The sequence below is a fragment of the Mycobacterium sp. 360MFTsu5.1 genome (assembly GCF_000383495.1).
GTDB lineage: Bacteria > Actinomycetota > Actinomycetes > Mycobacteriales > Mycobacteriaceae > Mycobacterium > Mycobacterium mucogenicum_B.
Genome location: NZ_KB911467.1, coordinates 48,827 through 69,367, shown reverse-complemented (window position 1 = coordinate 69,367; position 20,541 = coordinate 48,827). Strand labels below are relative to the sequence as shown.

18 protein-coding genes are annotated in these 20,541 nt (G+C 66.4%); 3 read left to right on the top strand and 15 right to left on the bottom strand.

The features are described from left to right. Window positions 1–5 precede the first annotated feature (5 nt). Together H289_RS0115190 and H289_RS0115185 are read right to left on the bottom strand one after the other, a co-directional pair. The gene (locus H289_RS0115190; RefSeq protein WP_020101655.1) at window positions 6–1,304 is read right to left on the bottom strand and encodes a D-arabinono-1,4-lactone oxidase; all 1,299 of its coding nucleotides are present in this window, start codon (window positions 1,302–1,304) and stop codon (window positions 6–8) included. Continuing rightward, window positions 1,301–2,557 carry an alanine racemase gene (locus tag H289_RS0115185; RefSeq protein ID WP_020101654.1) on the bottom strand — a complete coding sequence of 419 codons (1,257 nt, stop codon included), beginning with the start codon at window positions 2,555–2,557 and terminating at the stop codon, window positions 1,301–1,303. Before H289_RS0115185 ends, H289_RS0115190 begins: the two co-directional genes overlap by 4 nt. Before the next feature lie 101 nt (window positions 2,558–2,658). Here H289_RS0115185 and H289_RS0115180 point away from each other — a divergent pair, with 101 nt between their 5' ends. Continuing rightward, entirely contained in the window at window positions 2,659–3,663 is a 1,005-nt protein-coding gene (locus H289_RS0115180) for an AraC family transcriptional regulator (RefSeq protein WP_110772196.1), read from the top strand. Here the strand turns inward: H289_RS0115180 and H289_RS0115175 are convergent. After that, window positions 3,651–4,859, bottom strand: coding sequence for an FAD-dependent monooxygenase (locus tag H289_RS0115175; RefSeq protein WP_020101652.1), 1,209 nt, complete (start codon window positions 4,857–4,859; stop codon window positions 3,651–3,653). The two genes, H289_RS0115180 and H289_RS0115175, sit on opposite strands and share 13 nt — an antisense overlap. 48 nt (window positions 4,860–4,907) lie before the next feature. Here H289_RS0115175 and H289_RS0115170 point away from each other — a divergent pair, with 48 nt between their 5' ends. Beyond that, window positions 4,908–6,578, top strand: a complete 1,671-nt coding sequence (locus tag H289_RS0115170; protein WP_020101651.1) for a sulfatase-like hydrolase/transferase — start codon at window positions 4,908–4,910, stop codon at window positions 6,576–6,578. Between the two features lie 8 nt (window positions 6,579–6,586). On the opposite strand, the gene H289_RS0115165 is transcribed toward H289_RS0115170, so the two are convergent. From H289_RS0115165 to H289_RS0115110, 12 genes are all read right to left on the bottom strand, one after another. Continuing rightward, window positions 6,587–7,843 (bottom strand): lipase family protein, encoded by a 1,257-nt coding sequence (locus H289_RS0115165; protein WP_020101650.1) that lies wholly within the window; start codon window positions 7,841–7,843, stop codon window positions 6,587–6,589. 165 nt (window positions 7,844–8,008) lie between these two features. Further along, window positions 8,009–9,541, bottom strand: a complete 1,533-nt coding sequence (locus H289_RS0115160; RefSeq protein WP_020101649.1) for a flavin-containing monooxygenase — start codon at window positions 9,539–9,541, stop codon at window positions 8,009–8,011. A 23-nt stretch (window positions 9,542–9,564) separates the two neighbouring features. Beyond that, complete coding sequence (dmpG, locus tag H289_RS30570; RefSeq protein ID WP_020101648.1) at window positions 9,565–10,632, bottom strand: 4-hydroxy-2-oxovalerate aldolase; 1,068 nt, start codon at window positions 10,630–10,632, stop codon at window positions 9,565–9,567. Then, window positions 10,629–11,546: an acetaldehyde dehydrogenase (acetylating) gene (locus H289_RS0115150; protein WP_020101647.1), complete on the bottom strand. Its 918-nt coding sequence runs from the start codon at window positions 11,544–11,546 to the stop codon at window positions 10,629–10,631. The genes dmpG and H289_RS0115150 overlap by 4 nt, the downstream gene beginning before the upstream one ends. Before the next feature lie 26 nt (window positions 11,547–11,572). Continuing rightward, window positions 11,573–12,355, bottom strand: coding sequence for a 2-keto-4-pentenoate hydratase (locus H289_RS0115145; RefSeq protein ID WP_020101646.1), 783 nt, complete (start codon window positions 12,353–12,355; stop codon window positions 11,573–11,575). Further along, a complete protein-coding gene (locus H289_RS0115140; protein ID WP_020101645.1) occupies window positions 12,352–13,185 on the bottom strand; it encodes an alpha/beta fold hydrolase in 834 nt (277 codons plus the stop codon). Before H289_RS0115140 ends, H289_RS0115145 begins: the two co-directional genes overlap by 4 nt. Before the next feature lie 21 nt (window positions 13,186–13,206). Then, window positions 13,207–13,968 carry an aspartate/glutamate racemase family protein gene (locus H289_RS0115135; RefSeq protein WP_020101644.1) on the bottom strand — a complete coding sequence of 254 codons (762 nt, stop codon included), beginning with the start codon at window positions 13,966–13,968 and terminating at the stop codon, window positions 13,207–13,209. Further along, entirely contained in the window at window positions 13,965–15,266 is a 1,302-nt protein-coding gene (locus tag H289_RS0115130; RefSeq protein WP_036420663.1) for a M20 family metallopeptidase, read from the bottom strand. The genes H289_RS0115135 and H289_RS0115130 overlap by 4 nt, the downstream gene beginning before the upstream one ends. Next, window positions 15,266–16,540, bottom strand: a complete 1,275-nt coding sequence (locus tag H289_RS0115125; protein ID WP_020101642.1) for an amidase — start codon at window positions 16,538–16,540, stop codon at window positions 15,266–15,268. Before H289_RS0115125 ends, H289_RS0115130 begins: the two co-directional genes overlap by 1 nt. Further along, window positions 16,540–17,415 carry a 2,3-dihydroxybiphenyl 1,2-dioxygenase gene (locus H289_RS0115120; protein ID WP_020101641.1) on the bottom strand — a complete coding sequence of 292 codons (876 nt, stop codon included), beginning with the start codon at window positions 17,413–17,415 and terminating at the stop codon, window positions 16,540–16,542. The genes H289_RS0115125 and H289_RS0115120 overlap by 1 nt, the downstream gene beginning before the upstream one ends. Window positions 17,416–17,448: 33 nt before the next feature. Continuing rightward, entirely contained in the window at window positions 17,449–18,504 is a 1,056-nt protein-coding gene (locus H289_RS0115115; RefSeq protein WP_020101640.1) for an FAD-binding oxidoreductase, read from the bottom strand. 3 nt (window positions 18,505–18,507) lie between these two features. Next, window positions 18,508–19,701 (bottom strand): Rieske 2Fe-2S domain-containing protein, encoded by a 1,194-nt coding sequence (locus H289_RS0115110; protein WP_029105268.1) that lies wholly within the window; start codon window positions 19,699–19,701, stop codon window positions 18,508–18,510. Window positions 19,702–20,020: 319 nt separating this feature from the next. On the opposite strand from H289_RS0115110, the gene H289_RS0115105 reads away from it, so the two are divergent. Then, entirely contained in the window at window positions 20,021–20,533 is a 513-nt protein-coding gene (locus H289_RS0115105) for a winged helix DNA-binding protein (protein ID WP_020101639.1), read from the top strand. The last annotated feature ends 8 nt before the right edge of the window (window positions 20,534–20,541 follow it).

Here is a 20,541-nt window from a genome sequence, read left to right as displayed (position 1 = left end):
TGCCCTCATTCTCCGAGTACTTGGTGTAGGTAGTCGTTGGCGAACGTTCTTCTGGGGTCGAGCTTTTCGCGGACCGCGAGGAAGTCGTCGAACCGCGGGTAGGTGTCGCGCAGGTCCGCCGCGGTGCGGCCATGCATCTTGCCCCAGTGCGGACGCCCGTCGTAGCGGCGCATGATCTGCTCGACCGCGCGGAAGTACTCCGTCGGATCGTCGCGTACATAGCGGTGTACCGCGATGTACGCGCTGCGGCGGCCGTACGCGGTGGACAGCCAGTTCTCGTCCTCGGCGGCGGCGCGGACCTCGATGGGAAAGCCGATGCGCCAATAGCGTTCGGCGATCAGGCTGCGCACCTCGTCGAATGCCGCGCCCATCGACTCGTAGGGCACGGCGTACTCCATCTCGCGGAACCGCACCCGCCGCGGCGAGGTGAAGACGCGATCGGAGCGTTGCGTGTGCTCCCGGTCGGACAGGAACCGGGTGACGGTGCGGTTCAGCGTGGGGACGGTGGACGGCAGCGCGCTGCCGACGGCGCAGATCGCCCCCAGCACACCGTTCTCGATCAGTTCCTCCTCGACCCACTGCGACACCCGGTTGGTGGACTCCAGCGGGGTGTAGGCGGGCAGCCGGATATTGGCCTTCGTGAACGCGGTATCGGTGTGCGGGAACCAGAAGAACTCGAAATGGTCTGTGTGCGTACAGCGTTCATCGAATGTTGCGACCACATCGTCGACCGGTTCTACGCGTTCGATGGCATGGATCGCGAAACCGGACACGCACTGCAGCGTCACCTCGACGATGATGCCCAGCGCGCCCAGCCCGACGCGCGCCGCCGGCAGCAACTCGCTGCTCTGCTCCTCGTCGATCCGGACGAGCTCGCCGGTGCCCGAGACGAGGGTCAGACCGACCACCTGGGTCGCCAGGCCGCCGAAGGCCAGGCCGGTGCCGTGGGTGCCGGTGGAGATCGCGCCCGAGATGGTCTGGCGGTCGATGTCGCCCATGTTCTCGAGCGCGAGTCCGTGGCGCGCAAGTAGTTGCGTCAGCTGCCACAGCGGAGTTCCGCCGCCGACGGTGACCTGCTTGCGCTCCCGGTCGACGCTGATCACGCCGGCCAGGGCGCCCAGGTCCAGCTGGATGTCGGGTGCGACGGCGATGCCGGTGAAGCTGTGTCCGGACCCGACGACCTTGATCAGCCGCCCGGTCGCCGTCGCGCGGGTGACGGCGTCACACACTTCCGCAACGGTGTTGGGCCGCAGTACTTCCGTCGGGTTGGCGGTCTCGCAGCGTCCCCAGTTGGTCCACGTCACAGGAACGTCTTCCCTTCGCCTCGGTAGGTGAGTGCTGTGCCCACGGTCCTGCCGTCATCGACCATGGCGAACGCATCGACGTGCTCGCTGAGCTCACCGGCCTTGCAGTGCCGGAACCACACGCGGTCACCGACTTTCAGTGCGGCAGCGGCTTTTCCGGTCACGGGCGTCTGCACTTCGCCGGCCATCTCGGCGGACAGCAGACTCAGCCCCGGCGGCCAGACCGGCAGCGGCACGCGGTCCCGGGCCGGTGGCCCGGAGGCGATCCAGCCGCCGCCCAGCACCGTCGCGATCTGCGGCGTGGGTTTGCGCACGACCGACAGCGCGAACGCCGCGGCCGGGGCCGGGGTGAAGCCCTGGTAGGTGTCGAACAGGTGCGGGCCGAAAAGTCCACTGCCCGCCGCGATCTCGGTGACCGCGGGATCCGACGCGGTGAATTCCATGGACCCGGTGCCGCCGCCGTTGACGAATTCGAGCTCGGCCACCTGCCGGACTGCGGCCACCGCGAGACCGCGGCGCTCGAGCAGTTCGTCCTTGGAGCGCCGCTGCATCCACCGGACCAGCTGTGACCGCGCGGCCTGGCCGCGGACATCGTCACCCACACCCGCGATCTGGGCCTCGTAGGACATCAGACCCACCAGCGCGAAGCCCGGACGGCCGGCGATGGCGGCGGCCAGGGCGCGGGCCTGCGCCGCGGTGTGGACGGGGGAGCGGCGCACCCCGAGGTGGCCGAGAACCGGCGCCTGCCACGAGGCGTCGAGGTCCAGGCAGACGCGCAGTACCGAGCGCGTCGATGGCGCGGCGACACTGTCCACCAGATCGAGTTGGGCGAGCGAGTCGACCATGAGCGTCACGCGCGCCGCCAGCTCGGGCGACGACGCCAACCGGGCGATCGCGGCGCGGTCGGCGGTCGGGTAGCCGACGACGACGTCGTCGTGCGCTGGGTGCTCGGCGTCGCCTGCGGCCAGCCAGAGGGCTTCGGGCAACGTGAACGCCAGTACCCCCGCGTAGCCGTCGAGGGCCGTGACGGCGTCCAGGATGGTCCGCGACCGCACCGATTTGGACGCCACCCGGATCGGAGTCCCTGCCGCGCGGCGGCGCAGATCGTGCGCGTTGTGGTGCAGCGCAGCGAGATCGACGGCGGCGAGTGGCGTCTCCAGGTGCGCGGTGGCGGCGGTCAATGCCGGCCAGTAGATCTCCGGACGTGCCCACGACCCCTCGACGGAAGGCGGCTTCGACAGATCGACCGGCATTGACCACACCATGGATCGGGAGCTAACCGCATGTCGATGGGTGCGCACGAGGGCATCGGTGACCACAATGGGGGGAAAACCGGACACGTGTTGGAGGTGGGGTGGACAGGCAAAGCGCGGCGTTGATCCCGACGTCGGTGCTCGTCAACGTCGTCGACGTCGCCGACCGCGCGGGTCTGCCCACGGAACGGTGGCTGGCCGCGGCGGGCCTGACGGCAGCGACGCTCAATTCGCCCGAGACGCGGGTGTCGTTCCGGCAGGCGGCCCTCGTGCTGCGGCATGCGGTGCGCGCCATGCCGGACCGGGGCCTCGGCATCGACGTCGGGGCCCGCGACATGTTCGTGTCGTTCGGCGTGCTCGGACTGGCCATCCGTTCCGCCGAAAACCTCGGCGCGGCAATGCAAGTGGGCCTGGAACTGCACCAGAGCGCCGGCAGTCTGATGGACGTCGGCGCCGAGCTCATCGGTGACACCTTCGCATTGCGCGCCTACGAACGCTCCCCGGAACCGGAGCTGCTGCCGTTCCTGTGTGAGGAGCTGTTCTGCAGCGTGCTGGTCACCGTCCGGACCGTGCTCGAGCTGCCGCAGCAGACGCCGGAGTACGTCCAGGTCAGTTACCCGCCGCCGGTGTATGCGCAGCGGTACCGGGAATTCTTCGGCTGCCCGGTCCTGTTCAACGCCGACGCCAACCGGCTGGCGTTCCCCGACCCGCTGTGGTCGCAGCGGCTACCGCGAGCCGATCCGACGACGCACGCGGTCGCCGTCGCCGCCTGCCGCGACATGGTGACCCAGGGCGAGCAGCCGACCGACGTGGTGCAGACGGTCGAGACGATGCTGCGCGAGAGCGTGCGGGACCCACTGACCATGGCCCAGGTCGCCAAGCGGCTCAACGTCACCGAACGCACCCTGCGGCGCCGCCTCAGTGCCGACGGTCAGCAGTTCATCGCGCTGCGTGACAAGGTGCGCAGCGAACGTGCGCGGTATCTGGTCCGCGAGACCTCGATGCCCGTTCACGCCATCGCCGCCGAGGTCGGGTTCACCGACCCGCGGGAGTTCCGCCGGGCCTACATCAAATGGACCGGGCACGCCCCGACTCACGACCGATAGTCCGGCAGATCGATCGACTCGGCGGTGGAGAACCATTTGCGCGCCGCCCATGGCCGCAGCGGCCAGCGCTGCACCCACTTCATGGCGGACGCCGCACCGGCGATCTGACGTTCGGTCATCGGCGCATATCCGTCGAGGCCGCCGGGCAGGTCCTGACACCGGTCGACGTACGGCCGCATGACCGCCTCGTAGCGCCGCAACGCCGCAGCGATCCCGGCGGCGTCGAAGGCCGCCGCCGGCCCGAGTTCACCGGCCAACACGTAGGCCCCGACCAGCGCCAGGCTGGTGCCCATGCCGGACAGCGGCGACGCACAGTAGCCGGCGTCGCCACACAGCGTGACGCGGCCCGCTGACCAGGTGTCCATGTGTACCTGGACGAAATCGTCGAAATAGAAATCGTCGGATTGTGCTGCGGCACGCAGTAATTCGTCGCAGTACCAGCCGGCGTCGCGGAACCGCTCGGCCAGCAGTGCCCGCTGCGCGTCCAGGTCGCGACGGTCATACTCGATCGGCTCGGACCGGAAGGCCAGACCGGCCTTGGCGCTCGACTCATCGTGCGACGGCCGCAGCGAGGCGTTGAGCCCGCCGGCGGCCTGGAACATCAGGTACCAGCCGTCCAGGCCGATCATGTCCGGTGCGGTGAACCAGGCGTTGTAGCCGCCGAGTCGGCGGATGAACCGCTCTTCCGGCCCGAATGCCAACTGCCGGACCGCGGAATGCGGGCCGTCAGCGCCGACGACGAGGTCGGCCTCCACCACGGAGCCGTCGGTCAGCGTGGCCCGTACCCCGGACTCGTCTTCCTCGAGCACGGAAACCCGCGTGCCGAAGCGGTATTCGGCCACGTCGCTGGTCGCCTGGTAGAGCACATCGGCCAGGTCGCCGCGCAGAATCTCGAGTGCGGAGACGATCCCGTTGCCGCCGAACGCCTCGACCGGCATCTCCGCACGCCGGGTGCCGTCGGCGCGCACCCAGGCGATGCCGCGCTGAAACAAGCAGCGCTCGGTCATCGCCGGCAACAAGCCCATTCGGGTGACCACCTCGCGGCCCGCGCCGCGCAGGTCGACCGTCTGCCCGCCCGGGCGGATGTTCGGCGCCGCCTCGACGATCACCACCCGGTAGCCGTCACGTGCCAGCCAGTGCGTCAGGGCGGGTCCGGCGACCCCGGCGCCGCTGATCAACACGGTCGGTTGTGCCATGTGCGAAAGCCTATGCGCACTGACAGCATTGGCTCCTAGGCTGGCCCCATGGCGGATATCGACCGGCGCACAGTTCTCAAAGGCACGGCGGCGGTGGCGGGGGCGGCCGCGGCGGGGGTCGGTGGTTACCAGCTACTGTCGCGGGGCGGCCGCGAGCATGTGGCGGGCAGACCCAACATCCTGGTGATCATCGTCGACCAGATGCGGGCGCCCCAATGGTTTCCCGACACCAAGCGACTCGGCGAATTACTGCCCAACCTGGACCGGCTGCGGCAGCGCAGCGTGTCCTTCGAGTCCCACTACTCGGCGTCCAACATGTGCACGCCGTCGCGCGGTGTCCTGACCACCGGGCTCTACTCGCACCAGACGGGCTGCCTGTACACCGGGGAAGGCCCCACCGAATCCACCCTGGCGCCGCGCTTCCCGACCTGGGGCACCATGCTGCGTGACCAGGGCTACCGGACCTGGTGGTGGGGGAAATGGCACCTGGGCCACATCTCCGACACCACACCCGACGGCCTCGACGCGCACGGCTTCTCCGGCGGCACATACCCGTCGCCCAACGGTGGCCCGAACCAGGGGCTCAAGGTCGACCACACCATCGTCGACCAGTTCGACGGCTGGTTCGCCGACCACGCGGGCAGCGGCCCGTGGTGCACCACGGTGTCCCTGGTGAACCCGCACGACATTTGCTGGTGGCCGAGAAACCCACTGCCGGACGATGTTCCGCACGTGTTCTCCGGGACACCCGTCAACTTCGAGAACGCCGACGACCTGCGCCGGCGCGGCAAACCGCAGCTGCAGATCGACTACATGAACTTCATGTCGCCGCTGATGACCGGTCCGGTGCCGTATTCGGGTCCCGAGATGGCCGCGCAGTGGGCCCGGTGCCTCGACAACTACCTGTGGCTGCACCAGCAGGTGGACGTCCAGATCGGCCGGGTGCTGGACACGCTCGCCTCGCGCCCCGATGTGGAGCGCGACACCGTCGTTGTGTTCACCTCCGACCACGGCGAGTACGCCGGCTCGCACGGCCTGCGCGGCAAGGGCGCGGCGATCTACGAGGAGTCGATCCGGGTGCCGCTCTACATCCACGACCCGACCGGTCACCTCACTCCCAAACCGGGCGAGCGCCGCACGCAGCTCACCTCGAGCGTCGACATCGCGCCGCTACTGCTCACCATTGCGGCCGGCGGCAACGGCTGGCGGTCGGACAGCCGATTCGCCTACCTGCAGGCACGGGGTGACATCGCCGCGATCGCCGCCGATCCCGGTGCGGCGGGCCGCCGGTGGGTGGCTCACGCGACCGACGACATGTCGGTCGAAGAGATGGCGACGCTGATGAAATCGCCTGCGGTGCAGAAGATGTTCGGTGGCGGCGCGGTGCCCACCGAGATACCGACATCGGCGCCCAGTCACATCGTCGCTGTGCGGACGCCCGACGCGAAGTTCGGCCGCTACTCGTACTGGCAGCCCGGCGGCATGGAGGCCGACCGCACCCGCCGGATCGACTACGAGCTCTACGATTACGAATCGCCTTCGGGTGCACAGGAACTCGACAACCAGGCGGGCCGCAGCGGCAAGCAGGCCAAATTGCAGGGGTTGCTCGAGGGCGAGGTGCTGCCCGAGCTGCGGGCCCCGCTGCCGGCCTGGATGCATGACGCCCAGGAGCAGGGCATGGCCGATATGCAGCGGCTCACCGCAGCGCGGGCGGGGTAGGGCGCGGGCTAGAAGTTGCCGCAATTGGGCGTAGTGGGCACCCCGTTGAATCGGTCGGTGAGCCAGGCCATTGTCGGTTCGCCGTCGACGTACGGCTGCAACAGGCTGGTGGTGGCCATCTTGTTCAGAAACGGTGCCATTTCGTTGGTCCGGAACGTGACGTCGGCACCCTTTGCACACCAGTCGTTCGCGGTGTCGACGGCCCCCGTGTACGGCGCCAGGGAGTCCCAGCGGTTATGGGTGACCAGGACCGGGCCGGTGGGTTTGATGCTGCCGAGGCGCTGAGCCGCGAGCAGGCTCTTTATCGGGTCGTTGCCGATAAGGTCGTTGAGATCGGTGTTGAACCAAGGCTGCACGTGACGGAAGGCGTAGTCGACACTGCCCTGGACCAGGCAGGTGTGGCCGCTCCACTCCAGCATCTGCAGACCGCGCGGGGTCAGCGAATTGCGCAGGGGCTCTTCGGTTTGCGGGTACGACGCGATGATGCCACGCAGCATGTATCCGGTGAGTACGGCTAGGAAGCTCCCGTCGATGGACGGGAGTGCTGCCGCGATATCAGTGACGGCACCGGCCGCGTATGTGCCCACCACCCGGAGTTCAGGCGCGTATCTGCCGGCCAGCTCGGCGGCCGACATCGAAGCCTGTCCACCGGACGCCCAGCCCCAGAAGGCGACCGGCCCATGAGGATTGAGCGAGGTGCCGGGAAGTTTCATCGCCGCGCGGGCGGCGTCGAGCATCGCGGTTCCGGCCGCGATCCGGTTGAGGAACTGCGGCGACTCCGGACCGTGAACACCCATGCCGACGCCGTCGGTGACCACGACGGCGAATCCGCGAGCCAACAGCGTGGCGATGAACCCCTCCTCGTAGTTGAAGGTCAGGTCGAAACCTTGCGAGAAGTGGATGCCCTGGTTGAACAGTCGCGACGGCGCACACTGTTCACCTGCCCCATAGGGGCCCGTCGCGTACGCGATCAACGGACGTGGCCCCTTGCCGGCCCACTCGACATCGGGCTCGATGTATGTGCCGGTCACAGCCACCGGCTTTCCCTGAGCGTCGGTGCTGCGGTACATGATTCGCGTGCCCGTTCCGACGAACGCGCCGAGCTGGCCCGACGGCTCGAGCACCAGGCGCGACGGTTCGGTGCGGATGAGGTCGCCCGGCTGGCCATCGGGAAGAGGCTGCGGTGGTGTGTAGAATTCTTCGTAGTGCTGGTCGTCGGCTTGGGCGACAGGGCTCAACGTGGCAGGCGATGCGGTCAGAACCAACGCCGCGGCAACGAGGGCCGACGTGAGTCGGATTATGTTCCGGCGGTGGGGGATTGGTGGCATGGAGAGTCCTAGCTCGAAGTAAATGAGTGTGCGTAAGCGCTGGCGCCGCGGTGGTGCAGCGTCAGTGGTTCGGTCGGTCAGTTGTGCGGTGAGGCGGAAGCGTCAGGTTCGGGACGCGGCAGCACCCTGCTTGTTGTGCCTCGCCGCCGTCTTGCCGTCGATGCGGCGGTGCAACTTGCGGGTCGCGGCGCGGTAGGCGGCAGGCCTGATCGGTAGCAGCCATTGCCTCAGCTGGGTCCAGCGACCCACGTTTACGCCTGCCTCGTCGAGGATTTCGTCGATTTGGCGCACGGAGAAGGGAATGATGTTGGTTCCGCGGGCGTGCTTACCTTCAGTGCGTTCGATCATCCACTTCAGCCGGCGTTCGGTGAAGGCACGTTGCTGCTCGGCAGGCGGCAGATCGGCACAGCCGGCCAGATAGTTGACCACCCAGATCGCCGCGGCTTCGGCACTGATCGGGCTCAACAACGACGACCCGTAGCCGACGAAGAAGAGCCGGGGCACGTCGACCGGCAGTATCTGGCGATACAGCTGGTAATTGCCCTCTGTGTCGGTCATGCGCGACAGCAGGGCGTCGGATAGAAACGGCGTACGTTGCTGGTATCCGGTCGCACAGACCACGGTGTCGACGTGGCGGGTGGTGCCGTCGGAAAACTCCACCGTCGGCACGCCGTCCTTGTCGTAGAGTCCGACAATCGACACGCCACGACGCATGTCGATGACTCCGTCGCGAATCTTCTCGTAGAACCCCTCGGTGGCCAGGCTGACCGCATGTCGCACAATGCGTTCGAACGGTCCGTCCGGCACCAATCCGAGTCGGTCGAACATCAACTGGCGCCGAGCGATCCGGCCCACCATCGCGAGCATGGCATTGCGCGCGAACCGCCCGGGGCCGGTGATGACTCGGGCGAACCCCCGCTGTTCGAGGTGGTCGAACAGACCCTCGGAAAGGCGGGTCAGCAACACATACTTGTAATTGATCAGCCCGCCGACCCTGCGGGGCATCTTCCAGGTGACTTCGCGGGCGGCGACGGTGGTGGACCGTGCGACGTCGCTGAGCGCCTCGGCGATATCGCATGACGACTTGCCGTAGCCGACGACGACGATGTCCTTGTCGACGGCGTCCTTCAGGTCGTTGAATTCTGAAGCGGCGCAGACGCGTCCGCCGGCTCGCGTGAAATCCTCGATGCCCGGGTAATCCGGAACGAACGGGTCACAGAAGATTCCGGTGGCCACGATCAGCTGATCGAATTCGCTCAGCTCGAGCGTCCCGGTGACGACATCGCGCGTGGTCAAGGTCCAGCGTCCTGCCGCCTCGTCGAGGTCGGCCGATACCACCTCGGTGTTCAACCGGACCAGACGCTCGAGGTCGAAATGGCGGGCGTAGGCGACAAGGTACTGCTGTACCTGAGAGCCCGACGGCCACTCCGGATATGCCTTCGGCATCGGGAAGTCCGAAAAGGCATAGGTGTCCTTACCGTTCTGCGTCGTCACACCAGGATAGAGGCGGGTCCGGCTCCACACGCCGCCGAGATCGGGGACTTTGTCGAAGATGGTTACGTCGAAACCGAATTCGGTCAGCAGTTTGGCGGAGCACAGGCCGGCGACGCCAGCGCCGATGATGGCGATCTTCATCTGGGTGGTCCTTCGATCGAGGTCTAGACGGGGCTGAGTTCTGAAGTGGCGGTTCGGGACTGGCTTCTTTCGCGCTGGAGTTCGATGGCGATGTCGATGATCATGTCCTCTTGGCCGCCGACGTACCGACGTTCTCCGACGCGATAGAGAATCTCGTGGGCGGGAACTCCATAGCGATGTGCGGCTCGTTCGGCGTGCAGTAGGAAGCTGGAGTACACCCCGGCAAAGCCCTGGACGATCGATGCCCGATCCATCACCGGAAGCCGCGAAATATATGGCTTGACAACATTTTCGGCAGCAGCGAGGAGTTGGTCCTTGTCGACTCCGGTGGCGATGTCGAGCCGTTGGAACACGGTGGCCAGAACCTCGGTGGGAGAGTTGCCCGCCCCGGCGCCCAGCGCGACCAGCGAACCGTCGATCTGGCGCGCGCCGGCGCGATAGGCGAGCACCGAGTTCGCGACGCCGAGGCTGAGATTCTGATGGCCGTGGTAACCGACTTCGGCGTCGTCTCCCAATTCCGCGACCAACGCCGAGACCCGGTCAGCGACGTCGTCGAGGATCAGCGCACCGGCCGAGTCCACGACGTACACGCATTGGCAGCCGGCGTCAGCCATGATCCGGGCCTGGCGGGCCAGCCGTTCCGGGCTCGACATGTGCGACAGCATCAGGAAGCCGACGGTTTCCATGCCCAGGTCGCGAGCGGCGCCGAAATGCTGGACTGCGATGTCGGCCTCGGTGCAGTGCGTGGCGATCCGCACCGCGCCCGCACCCAGATCGTGTGCGGCTTTGAGGTCGTTTACGGTGCCCAGACCGGGCAGCAACAACACCGCGATCTTGGCTCGGCGGGCCTGGGCCACGGCTGCCGAGATGAGTTCGGTTTCGTCGACCAGAGAAAAGCCATAGTTGAAGGTGGATCCGCCGAGTCCGTCGCCGTGGGTCACCTCGATCATCGACACTCCGGCCGCATCGAGGGCGGCCACGGTGTCGCGGACCTGTGCGACGGTGAAGCGGTGCGCCATCGCGTGACTGCCGTCGCGCAGCGTGGTGTCGACGATGCGTACATCGCGGGCTTCGGTGTTCCAGCTGTTCATCGTGCTGCCACCTGATCCCGTGCGGCCAGCAGTGTCGCGGCGATTCGCTCGCCCGCCTCGGCGGCAGCCGCTGTCATGATGTCGAGGTTGCCCGCGTACGGCGGGAGGTAGTCGCCCGCACCGGTTACTTCCAAAAGTGTCGTCACGCGGGCCTTTCCTTTCCAATCTGGGCGAGGGTCATCGAACTGCGGGTCGGCCTTGAGTGCGTAGCCGGGGACATAGGCCGTGACTGCTGCGACCATGTCGTGGATCGACTCGGCGATCTGGTCGCGATCGGAGTCGGGATCGATGGCACAGAAAATGGTGTCGCGCATGATCATCGGTGGTTCGACCGGGTTGATGATGATGATCGCCCGGCCGCGAGCCGCACCTCCGACGTCCTCGATGGCACGGGCGGTGGTTTCGGTGAATTCATCGATGTTGGCCCGGGTTCCCGGGCCGGCCGACCGCGACGATATCGATGCGACGATCTCCGCGTAGCTGACCGGGGTCACCCGGTTCACCGCGTGCACGATGGGAATGGTGGCTTGGCCGCCGCAGGTGATCATGTTGACGTTGGGCGCAGCGGCGTTGATGTCGAGATTCACCGGCGGACAGACGAACGGACCGATCGCGGCCGGAGTGAGATCGACGGCCCGGATGCCCGCCTCGGCGTAGCGGGGCGCGTGGGCGGCGTGCGCCTTCGCCGAGGTGGCCTCGAACACGATGTCGGGCAGCTCATCCTGGTCGAGCAGCCAGTCGACGCCTCCGGCGGATGTGACGACTCCGCGTGAGGCTGCGCGCGCCAGTCCGTCCGACGCGGCATCGACACCGATCATGTAGCGCACGGTGAGTCGGTCGCTGTGGGACAGTTTGGCCAACAGATCGGTGCCGATGTTGCCCGGCCCGACGATCGCGGCAGAAATTGTGGACATTGTTTCTCCTGTGGATGTCGGAGCGCTCATGCGGCGGCGAAACGCGCTGTGACGCTGCCGAGTTCGGCGAATTCGACATGGAAGCTGTCGCCGGCCCGGACCGGCAGCGCCGACGTCATGGAGCCGGGGATGACGGTGTCGCCCTCTTCGATCGCGACACCGCGGGCACCGAGCACGTTGGCCAGCCACGCCAGCGCGTTGAGTGGAGAGCCCAACACCGCTGCGCCGGCGCCGGTGGCGACCAGTTCCCCGTTGCGGTGCACCAGCACACCCATCAAGCGCAGATCCAGTTCCTCGAGACGGCGCGGTGTGCCGCCGAGCACGACGCCACCCGACGACGCGTTGTCTGCGATGGTGTCGATGAGACGGATGTCCCAGTCCCGGATTCGCGAGTCGATGATCTCCAGCGCGGGCAGCACGACGTCGACGGCTCGGGCTGCGTCGGCCACTGTGGCACCGGGTCCGGCCAGGCGACGGCCCATCACGAACGCAATCTCGGGTTCCACCCGCGGCTGCAGGAAACGGTCAGCGGGGATGGCGGCGCCCTCTGGTAGGAACATCGACGCGGTCAGCCGGCCGTAGTCGGGGAAGTCGACGCCGAGCTGTGATTGCATGGCCTTGGATGTCAGTCCCACCTTGTGTCCGCGGACGGGGTCGCCGGCTTGCGCCCATGACGAAACCTGGTGCTGCTGAATCGCGTACGCGTCGTCGATGGTGAGGCCGGGCTGTTCGGCGGTGATCCGCGGAATCGGCGTCCGGTCGGCGTAAGCGGACAACAGTCGGTCGGCCAACGCGGAGTGCGCTGTCATTCTGCTTCCCGGAGGAACTGCGCCACCAACTGCTGGAACCGCTGTGCGTGCTCGATCTGGGTCCAGTGCCCACACCGGCCGAACACATGAATCTGGGCGTTCGGGATCTGCTCGAACATGTGCCACGACGCCTGTACGGGAACCACTCGATCTTCTCGGCCGTGCAGGATCAGCACCTCGTGTCCGATGGCGGCCAACTCCTCGTCCGGCACGATCTGCGCGTCGAGCCAGCGCTGCCGCGGCGGTGGGAAGACTTTCTCGAAAGCCTCCTGGGCGCCCGGGCGGATGGTGGCCCGGTACCGCAGTTCGGCGAGTTCATCGGTCACCAGCGACCGGTCGAAGGCCATGATGTCCATGATCTTCTTCATGTTGGCCACCGACGGGGTGTATCCCCAGAGCTGGTCGAGTTCATTGCTCAGTGGCATCTGGACTCCACCTGCACCCATGAGGGCGATCCGGTCGAGCCGGTCGGGATGCCGGGTCGCCAGATGTAGTGCGAGCCCTCCTCCGAACGAATTGCCCACGATGTGGGTCTTTTCGATGCCCAAGCCGTCCAGCAAGGCGAGTATCTGATCGATCCAGGTGTCGAAGATGTTGAACTGCAAGGCCTCTGGCACCTCGGTGTATCCGAACCCGACGAGATCCGGTGCGATCACCCGGAAATCCTGTGCCAGCACCGGAATCAGACCGCGCCAGTTGGCCCACGCGGATACTCCGGCCCCGGATCCGTGCAGCAGCAGTACCGGCGTACCGTCGCCCACATCGTGGTAGTTCGTGTCGTAACCGCACGTGTTCCGGGTACGGCCGATTTCGGGATTTTCCGTAGACATGATGGTCTCCTGAATTGGTGGTTAGGGGAGGGCTGGGGTGACGGCGCGCAGCAGGTCGTCCTGGACGAGCGCCGGCGACGGATAGGCCCGCTTGCTGTGGGCCAGCCCGGTGAGCACGAGCAATTCGCACATCTTGTAGGCGATGACGCCCGGATTGATCACCGGAACGTCGAGGACCTTCTCCAGATGGGCGTGGGATTGGTGCATGGTCGTCGAGCCGAGAATTATCACGTCCGCGCCGTCTTCCTCGATGGCTGCGCGAGCTTGGGTCTCGAGCACCCCGAAGATGAAATCCTCTTTGCCCGAGAGCAATTCGCTGGCATCGGGTGCGACGCCGACATCGCGGACCGACGCCAGCCGGGCGGTGAGCCCGTGCTCGCGCGCCGCCTTGTGGTAGAGCTCGTGCCATTGCGGCCACATGGTGATGACGGAGAACTTCTTGCCCAGGAGCGCGGCTGCCAGCATCGAGGCCTGATTCGGGGCGACCACGGGGATGCTCAGCCGGGACCGCAGCGCTGCCAGTGCCGAATCGCTCATCGAATTGACACACACGCCGGCATAGCCCTCTTCCTCGGCGCGGCATCCGGCTTCGAGCACGAAGGCGTCGGCGAGCGTGGTCTCGTACGCGCTGTCGAGAGTGGTGCCCCCGGCGCGGGCGGCCACGAAGACATTCTCGAAGCCGGGAAACACCGCTTCGGACGGAATCTGCGTCGCGAACACGTCGAGCGCTTGCTGCGGCACCGGGACTGGGACGATGTTGAGAATCTTGCGTCGGGTTGTCACAGGCCGAGTTCCTCTCGACTGCGGGTCAAGGTGTCGACCACCGCGTAGGCCACCGCGCGGGCGGCGGTCATGACGTCGTTGACCGATGCCACGCCCATCCCGCCGAGGCCCTCGTTGAGTTCTGCGGGGGCGGCGGCCGGTGGCCATGGGTAGCCGATCCGGGCCGTGGGTACGCCGAGGCGCCGGATGAGGGTGCCATCGGTCTGGCCACCCAATAGCGGGGTCGTCTCGTAGGGCCGGCCTTCGACCTCTTCCCAACCGCGCCTGCAGGATTGGATGATCCAGTTCTCGGGATCGGTCATGCCGCCGGGCAGTGAGCCGTACATCTCCCAGTCGAGCTCGATATCCGGTTCGGCGGCCCGGATATCGGCGATCAGCTCGGCGAACTGGTGGCGCACGTCGCCCGGGGTGGTCCGGGGGTTGACCCGCACGTCCAGGTAGATCTCGGTGGTGGCCGACGGGAAGGCCGGTTTGTCGGGGGAACCGGAGCGGACCGCGGAGATCCAGCCTTCCGGGATGGTGGTTCCCGCCGTGTTGCGGGCGGTGTATTGCGGCAGCCACGCCTCGATGCGCTGGATGACCGTCGCCGCCGGCACGATCGATGACCGGAAACCTGCTGTGCCGCGGGCGATTCCGGCGTAGCCGTAGGTACCCCGCACAGAGACCTTGAACCAGCACATGCCGGGCTCTTCGGGGAATACGGCCCACCACGGTTTGAAGATGATCGCGTGGTCGGGCATGGCGCCGTGGGTGAGGAGATGGAATACCCCGTTGCTCATCCCGGCCTGGTCCCGGCCGCTCATACTCACCGGCATGCCGCCGCCGGCGAAACCGATGGCCAGATCGCCGACCAATGGGATGCCCGCTTCGATGACCGCATGGGCCACCTCGGTCAGTCCGGCCACCATGCATTTGGGGTTCGAAGCGCCCAAGCCGATCACCAGATCGCCATCAACGCGCGCCTGCGGGAGCATGTCCGGACGCAGCCGGGGCCCCACCCAGGGGACATCGGATTCCGGGTCGATGTGCGTGTCGATGGGCGCGTAAAGGAGCAGTCTGCTGCCTCCTCCGCTCCCGCGCTGTTCGCCGAACGCATTGCCGCTGTGTTCGTTCATCGGTAGGTAGCCGGCGTCGATGCCGACGGTGTCGCGTAGGTAGTCAGCCATGAATTCCGAGGCCGGCCGCTCCAGCCCGGTCGGACTGTGAATGTTGATCAAGTTCACCAACAGATTGCGGAATCGGTCTGGGTTCAACCGATCGCACACGGCTTCGTACATTGCGCGCCGGTAATCGGTCATCACTGCTCCTCGGGTAGTGCACAGCGGGCGGCCAGGCCTGCGCGGTCGGTCAGACAAGTGGCGATCCGGACAAGTGCGTGGTCGGCCTCCGGCGGCGCGATGAGCTGTACACCGAGCGGCAGCCCGGCTGCCCCGACGTCGACCGGAAGGCCGACGGCAGGTAGCCCAGTCACACTGGCGAGCTTGTTGAACACCGGGTCGCCCGTGCTGGTGAGGTCTTTCGGAGCTTCCCCGGTGGCCGCCAGCGTGACGAGCACGTCGACGTGTTGCATGGCCGCCGACACAAACCGGATGCAGTCCTGGATCACCGCACGCGCCTGTTGAATGTCGTTGGCAGTCGCCGCCGCGCCGGTCGCCAGGAACTCGGCCAGCTGGTCGCTGGACTCGCCGCGACCTTCTCGTCGCAGCCGGGATTCGAGTGCGGCCGCCGCCTCGTTGGCCATGATCAGCGTGTGACCGGCGTCGAGATCGTTCAGTGCCCAGGGCAGTTCGACGTCTGAGACGTGTGCGCCCAATTCTGCGAGCCCGGAGATGAAGCGTTCCAATGCAATGCTCGCGGACGGGGTGGCCCGGTCGCTCCATGGCGGCCGCAGCACCCCGACCCGCAGCCGATCGGTGGATGGCAGGGTCGCCGTGCCCGGCCGGTGGGTGAGCACCGCATCCAGTTCACCGAGCCAGGCCGGGTGGCGGGCGAACGCGCCAACGGTATCGAAGCTCAGCGCCACCGGAAGCACCCCGTCGAACGGCCAGCGACCGTACGTCGGCTTCAAGGTGAACACTCCGCAATAGGCCCCCGGTCGCAGGACCGACCCAGCGGTCTGGGTTCCGAGCGCGATCGGCACCTGGCCGTCGGCTACAGCGGCCGCGGACCCGCTCGATGAGCCGCCGGGGGTGTGACCAGGATTGTGTGGGTTGCGGGTGGCACACGGCCGGTAGGTGGCGAACTCGGTGGTGGCGGTCTTGCCGAGGATCACCGCACCAGCGTCACGCAGTCGTGCGATGACGTCGGCGTCGCGCGCCGGACGGTGGCCCGCCCACAATTCGCTGCCGTAGGCGGTGGGTTGATCAGCGGTGTCGATGATGTCCTTGATCCCGAGCGGTACCCCGTGCAGGGCCGTGCGGGGTGGTTCCGCGTCACGGGCCCGGGCTTGTGCGTGGGCCAGCTCAGGGTCGAGGTGAGCCCAAGCGTGGATCAGGTTGTCGCGCAGGTTGATCCGGTCGAGGTAGCGCTGCACGGTGGCAGCTGCCGTTGTCGGCGTCGGTGTGCTGAGCATCAGCAGGCCCGCTGTACAACGTGGCCCCAGCGGGCCGGGGCGTCGTAGGTCTTCACCACCCAGTCGTCACCGACCACGTCGCCGCCCCAGCCGATTTCGATCCCGAAACCGGAAGGCGTGGCCAGGTAGAACGACGTCACGCCGTCGTTGGTATGGCGACCCAGCGTCATCTTGAGGTCGATGCCCGCACGGCAGATGCGGTCGTAGGCACGACCGACATCGTCGAGCGTCGCCGTTTCGATCATCAGGTGGTTGAAGTCGCCGCCGCGGAATCCGAAGCACTCGTTCATCAACGCCACGCTGTGATGTCGCGGATTGCAGTGCAAGAAGGTGGCATCCGCGCCGTCCCAGACGATGTAGTCCGTCAACTGGAAGCCGAGCACCCGGGTGTAGAAGTCCACCGATGCCGGATAGTCCCTACACATGTACACGACGTGACCGAGACCGAGGTCGCCGGTGACGAAGCCGCTGATCACGCCGCCCTGGGTGACGGGGGAGACCTCGGATACCGGCCCGACCACCACCTCGGTGGGGAAACCGTCGGGGTCGTCGAATCGAAAGCCCGACTGCGCTTTTGGGGGCTCAGGGGTGTCATCGCCGACCCAGTCGATCGCGATGTGCTCGGCGGCAATCGCCTCGGCGAGCCGGTGCAATTCGGCGGGTGTGTCGACCTCCCAGGTGACCCGGCGGATCTCGTCGGTCGATCCGGGATAAAGCGCGATCCGGTGGTGCCGATCATCGAGCCTGATCAGCAGAGGGTCCTGCGGTGACGTGCGAGGGCGCGCGTCGAGCTCGAGCAGGTCGACCAACAGGTGTTGCCAGGCCTCGATATCAGCGACAGTGACGGCGAAGGCGCCGAGCCGCGCAATGCTCATTTTTGATCCAATCACATTGTGAAAAGGGATGTTTCAGCTGGGAAGAAACTGCTCGGTGTGGATGTTGGCGCGTGGCAGTCCGAGCTCTTGTAGGCGTGCGAACGCGGCGTCGATCATCGCGGGTGGGCCACACAGGTATGCCGACGTCGCAGGGTCGCTGACATCATCGGCGGTCAGTACGCTCACCGGATTGCCGACCAGAACACCCGGCTGATCGTGGGGCTCGTCGGCTGTGACCCGGACCATCAGGTTCGGCATGAAGCTGCGCCGGCCCTCGAGCTCGTCGAGGTGGAACAAGTCTCGCGCGCGAGTGCAGCCGAAGATCAACCGGATCGGCTCCTTGCCCCGAGCCAACTGCAGCTTGTCGAGCATCGACAGCATCGGCGCCAGGCCGGTGCCGCCGGCCAACATCAGCACCGGGCCGGCGTCAGCGGCCAGACCGAAGGACCCCAGCGGGCCCTCCACGTCGATCTGCTCGCCGACCGTGGCGCGGTCGCGCAGGTAGTCCGACATCATGCCGGTGGGCAACAACCTGATGGTGAAGGTGAGTTGGTGTTTCTGCCGTTCCCCGGACGCCATCGAATACGACCGCCACTGTTGGGTCCCCGGGACCCGGAGCCGGGCATACTGCCCAGGTCGGAAGGCGACTGGCACTTTCTTGGGCAGACGTACAGTGAGCTCGACAACGGTCTCCGCGAGCTGCCGCAGTCCGGTGACCTTTGCCGTTGCCTGCCGCAGCGGGTACTCATCGAAAACCGAAGCCGGATAATCCAACTCAACTTCGGTATCGGCGACTGCCTGAGCTTGGCAGAGCAGGCGCATGCCATCGGCGATCTCGCCTTCGGTCAGCGGATAGATCCGGTCCTCGGGCATGGCGAGTGCCCCGTCGCGGACCCGGCCGACACACGTGCCACAGGTGCCGATGCCGCACTGGCTCGCCAGTCGGACGCCGCTGGCGGCGGCCGCATCGAGCACCGATTGCCCTTCTGGCACCAGGATTTCCTTGCTGGTGTCGGTGTAGTGCAGTCGTACGCAATGGGTCTTCGCCGCGGCGGCGTGGGATTGGTGCTCGCTCTCAAGGATGGTCATCTCCTATGCCTCGTCCTGGTAAGGGGACTCGAAGAAGCCCCGTAGATGCCGGGCGGCCATCTTGCGCCAGGCGACGATCGAGTAGTCCATGTCGCAGAGCACTTCGTTGTTCCAGCCGTCGAAGCGCGTGTAGTGCTCTTCGGTCGCTTCCCGAGCGAACACATCGCTGTTGTTGAAGCCTTCCAGCGCAAGGGGTTTGAAGAAGTGCTCGTACTTGAACTCGAACTCCTTGCGGGCCTCGTCGTCGGAGACGCGGGTGGCCACAACTTCCCAGTACTCGTGATGGTGGTCGTCGATCGGGACGTAGAACTCGTACTGGACGTGATCGGTGATCGGCCAGTGTTCGACCATCAGCGTGCCGGGCACCCACAGCGACGTGCGGAAGTAGTGCGGCACCGTCCCTCGAGCCTTGATGTCGACCTTGGGGTTCTCCAGCACTGGTTGATAGAGGTCCGGCCGGTCGTACCGATTCATCACGCCCTTCGGGCCATCCGGGATGTCGATCTCCTCGGTGGCCTCGTTGGAGAGTGCGTTGACGCCGAGCGGCAGTGCGCGATCGAGCGCGACCAGAATTTGGTTGTCCCAGTGCACCAGCAGATGGCCGGGGTCCAAGCCGTTCTCGGCAGCCAATCGCCAGTTGCCGACCAGCTTCCGGTGGATCCCGCGGATGACGATGCCCTCGTCGGTCAGATGGGGCACCGGCGTGCCGTTGGGGTCGTTTGTGACATGGGCCGGGAGATCGGACGTGAGCGGCGGCGGGGTTCCGTAGTCCGCATCGCCGACGAACACGAAGATCATCCCATTGACCTCTTCGACGGGGTAGGTGCGCACGCCCACCCGTCCAATGAGCGAATCTTCGGGATTGCCAACGATTGTCGTCAGTTTTCCGTCCGACACGTCGTACGTGTAGCCGTGGTACCAACAGCTGACGGTGCCCTCGGACAGGCACATCGGCTTGGCGGACAGCTTCACGCCGCGGTGGATGCATCGGTCCGACAGGGCGTATACCTTGCCGGCCGAACGGCGCAGTGCGATGTCGTGGCCACCGATCGTGATGCCCTTGAGGCCGCCGTCGATGAGCTCATCGGAGAACAGCGCGGGGTACCAGTGATTTGCGTAGCCCCAGTCTGCTTGAACGTAGGGGGCGTAATGCCTGGTTACGGCGGACGAATTGCCGCTGTGGCTGTCGAGAGACATCAATGACCTCCATGGGGGTATGGCTCCGCGTCGTCGGCGCGGCCGAGATTGGTGAGGCTCCGGATCGGCGAAGGCGTGCTCCGGAAGGGCTGAACACGATCACGTGTCTGCGATCACATTACTGATTATCCATCGAGAATCAATAGAGATTCCATAAATTAACAATGGTCCACGTTGCGGTCCGGCTCACCGCCGTGTTGAGTGGAGGACGATGAGCGCTAGTGACACGCATGCTGACAAGGGCATCGGTGCCGGTCAGCCGCAACCCCTTGAGCCGGAACGTCGTTGGCACCTTGCCCAAGACGGTTACGAAGAGGCGATGACCGCGTTCGAATTCGCCCTGCTGCAGGTCGATGGCGAGTTTCAGCGGTTCGCCGTCCATGCAATGCAGGTGGCCGGCGACCTCGACCTGACCGTCAACGAGGTTGTCGCCCTGCATGTGGTGCGGATGCAGGAGCGGCCAAAGGACACGGCAACCATCGCCCAGTTGACCAATCGCGAGGACCTGCCCAACCTGCAGTACAACCTGCGCAAGCTGGTGACCATGGGCCTGCTCGAGCGCACCAAATCCGGCACGTCAGCCGTGTTTCGGGTGACCGAGAAGGGGCGGGAGATAACGGATCGCTATGCCGCGCTCCGTCGTCAGATGCTGACGTCCAATCTCACGGAACTCGCGGATGTGACCGCGAAACTGCAGCATGCGGTGCGCTCGATGAATGTGCTGACGGGTCTGTATGCGGCCGCGAGCCGCGACTTGGCGACGATCAATCCGGCCGTCATGTTCCCGTCGAACGGCTCCGGCTCGACGGCGCAGGGCGTCGTCGAGCCGTAGCCTGATTC

Excerpts from the sequence above, each read along its gene's own strand:
- H289_RS0115185 (WP_020101654.1), bottom strand. The coding sequence starts at position 2,557 with ATGCCGGTCGATCTGTCGAAGCCGCCTTCCGTCGAGGGGTCGTGGGCA.
- H289_RS0115140 (WP_020101645.1), bottom strand. The coding sequence starts at position 13,185 with ATGTCTACGGAAAATCCCGAAATCGGCCGTACCCGGAACACGTGCGGT.
- H289_RS0115115 (WP_020101640.1), bottom strand. The coding sequence starts at position 18,504 with ATGACCATCCTTGAGAGCGAGCACCAATCCCACGCCGCCGCGGCGAAG.
- H289_RS0115125 (WP_020101642.1), bottom strand. The coding sequence starts at position 16,540 with ATGCTCAGCACACCGACGCCGACAACGGCAGCTGCCACCGTGCAGCGC.
- H289_RS0115110 (WP_029105268.1), bottom strand. The coding sequence starts at position 19,701 with ATGTCTCTCGACAGCCACAGCGGCAATTCGTCCGCCGTAACCAGGCAT.
- H289_RS0115150 (WP_020101647.1), bottom strand. The coding sequence starts at position 11,546 with ATGTCCACAATTTCTGCCGCGATCGTCGGGCCGGGCAACATCGGCACC.
- H289_RS0115130 (WP_036420663.1), bottom strand. The coding sequence starts at position 15,266 with ATGACCGATTACCGGCGCGCAATGTACGAAGCCGTGTGCGATCGGTTG.
- H289_RS0115105 (WP_020101639.1), top strand. The coding sequence starts at position 20,021 with ATGACCGCGTTCGAATTCGCCCTGCTGCAGGTCGATGGCGAGTTTCAG.
- H289_RS0115175 (WP_020101652.1), bottom strand. The coding sequence starts at position 4,859 with ATGGCACAACCGACCGTGTTGATCAGCGGCGCCGGGGTCGCCGGACCC.
- H289_RS0115120 (WP_020101641.1), bottom strand. The coding sequence starts at position 17,415 with ATGAGCATTGCGCGGCTCGGCGCCTTCGCCGTCACTGTCGCTGATATC.
- H289_RS0115160 (WP_020101649.1), bottom strand. The coding sequence starts at position 9,541 with ATGAAGATCGCCATCATCGGCGCTGGCGTCGCCGGCCTGTGCTCCGCC.
- dmpG (WP_020101648.1), bottom strand. The coding sequence starts at position 10,632 with ATGAACAGCTGGAACACCGAAGCCCGCGATGTACGCATCGTCGACACC.
- H289_RS0115145 (WP_020101646.1), bottom strand. The coding sequence starts at position 12,355 with ATGACAGCGCACTCCGCGTTGGCCGACCGACTGTTGTCCGCTTACGCC.
- H289_RS0115170 (WP_020101651.1), top strand. The coding sequence starts at position 4,908 with ATGGCGGATATCGACCGGCGCACAGTTCTCAAAGGCACGGCGGCGGTG.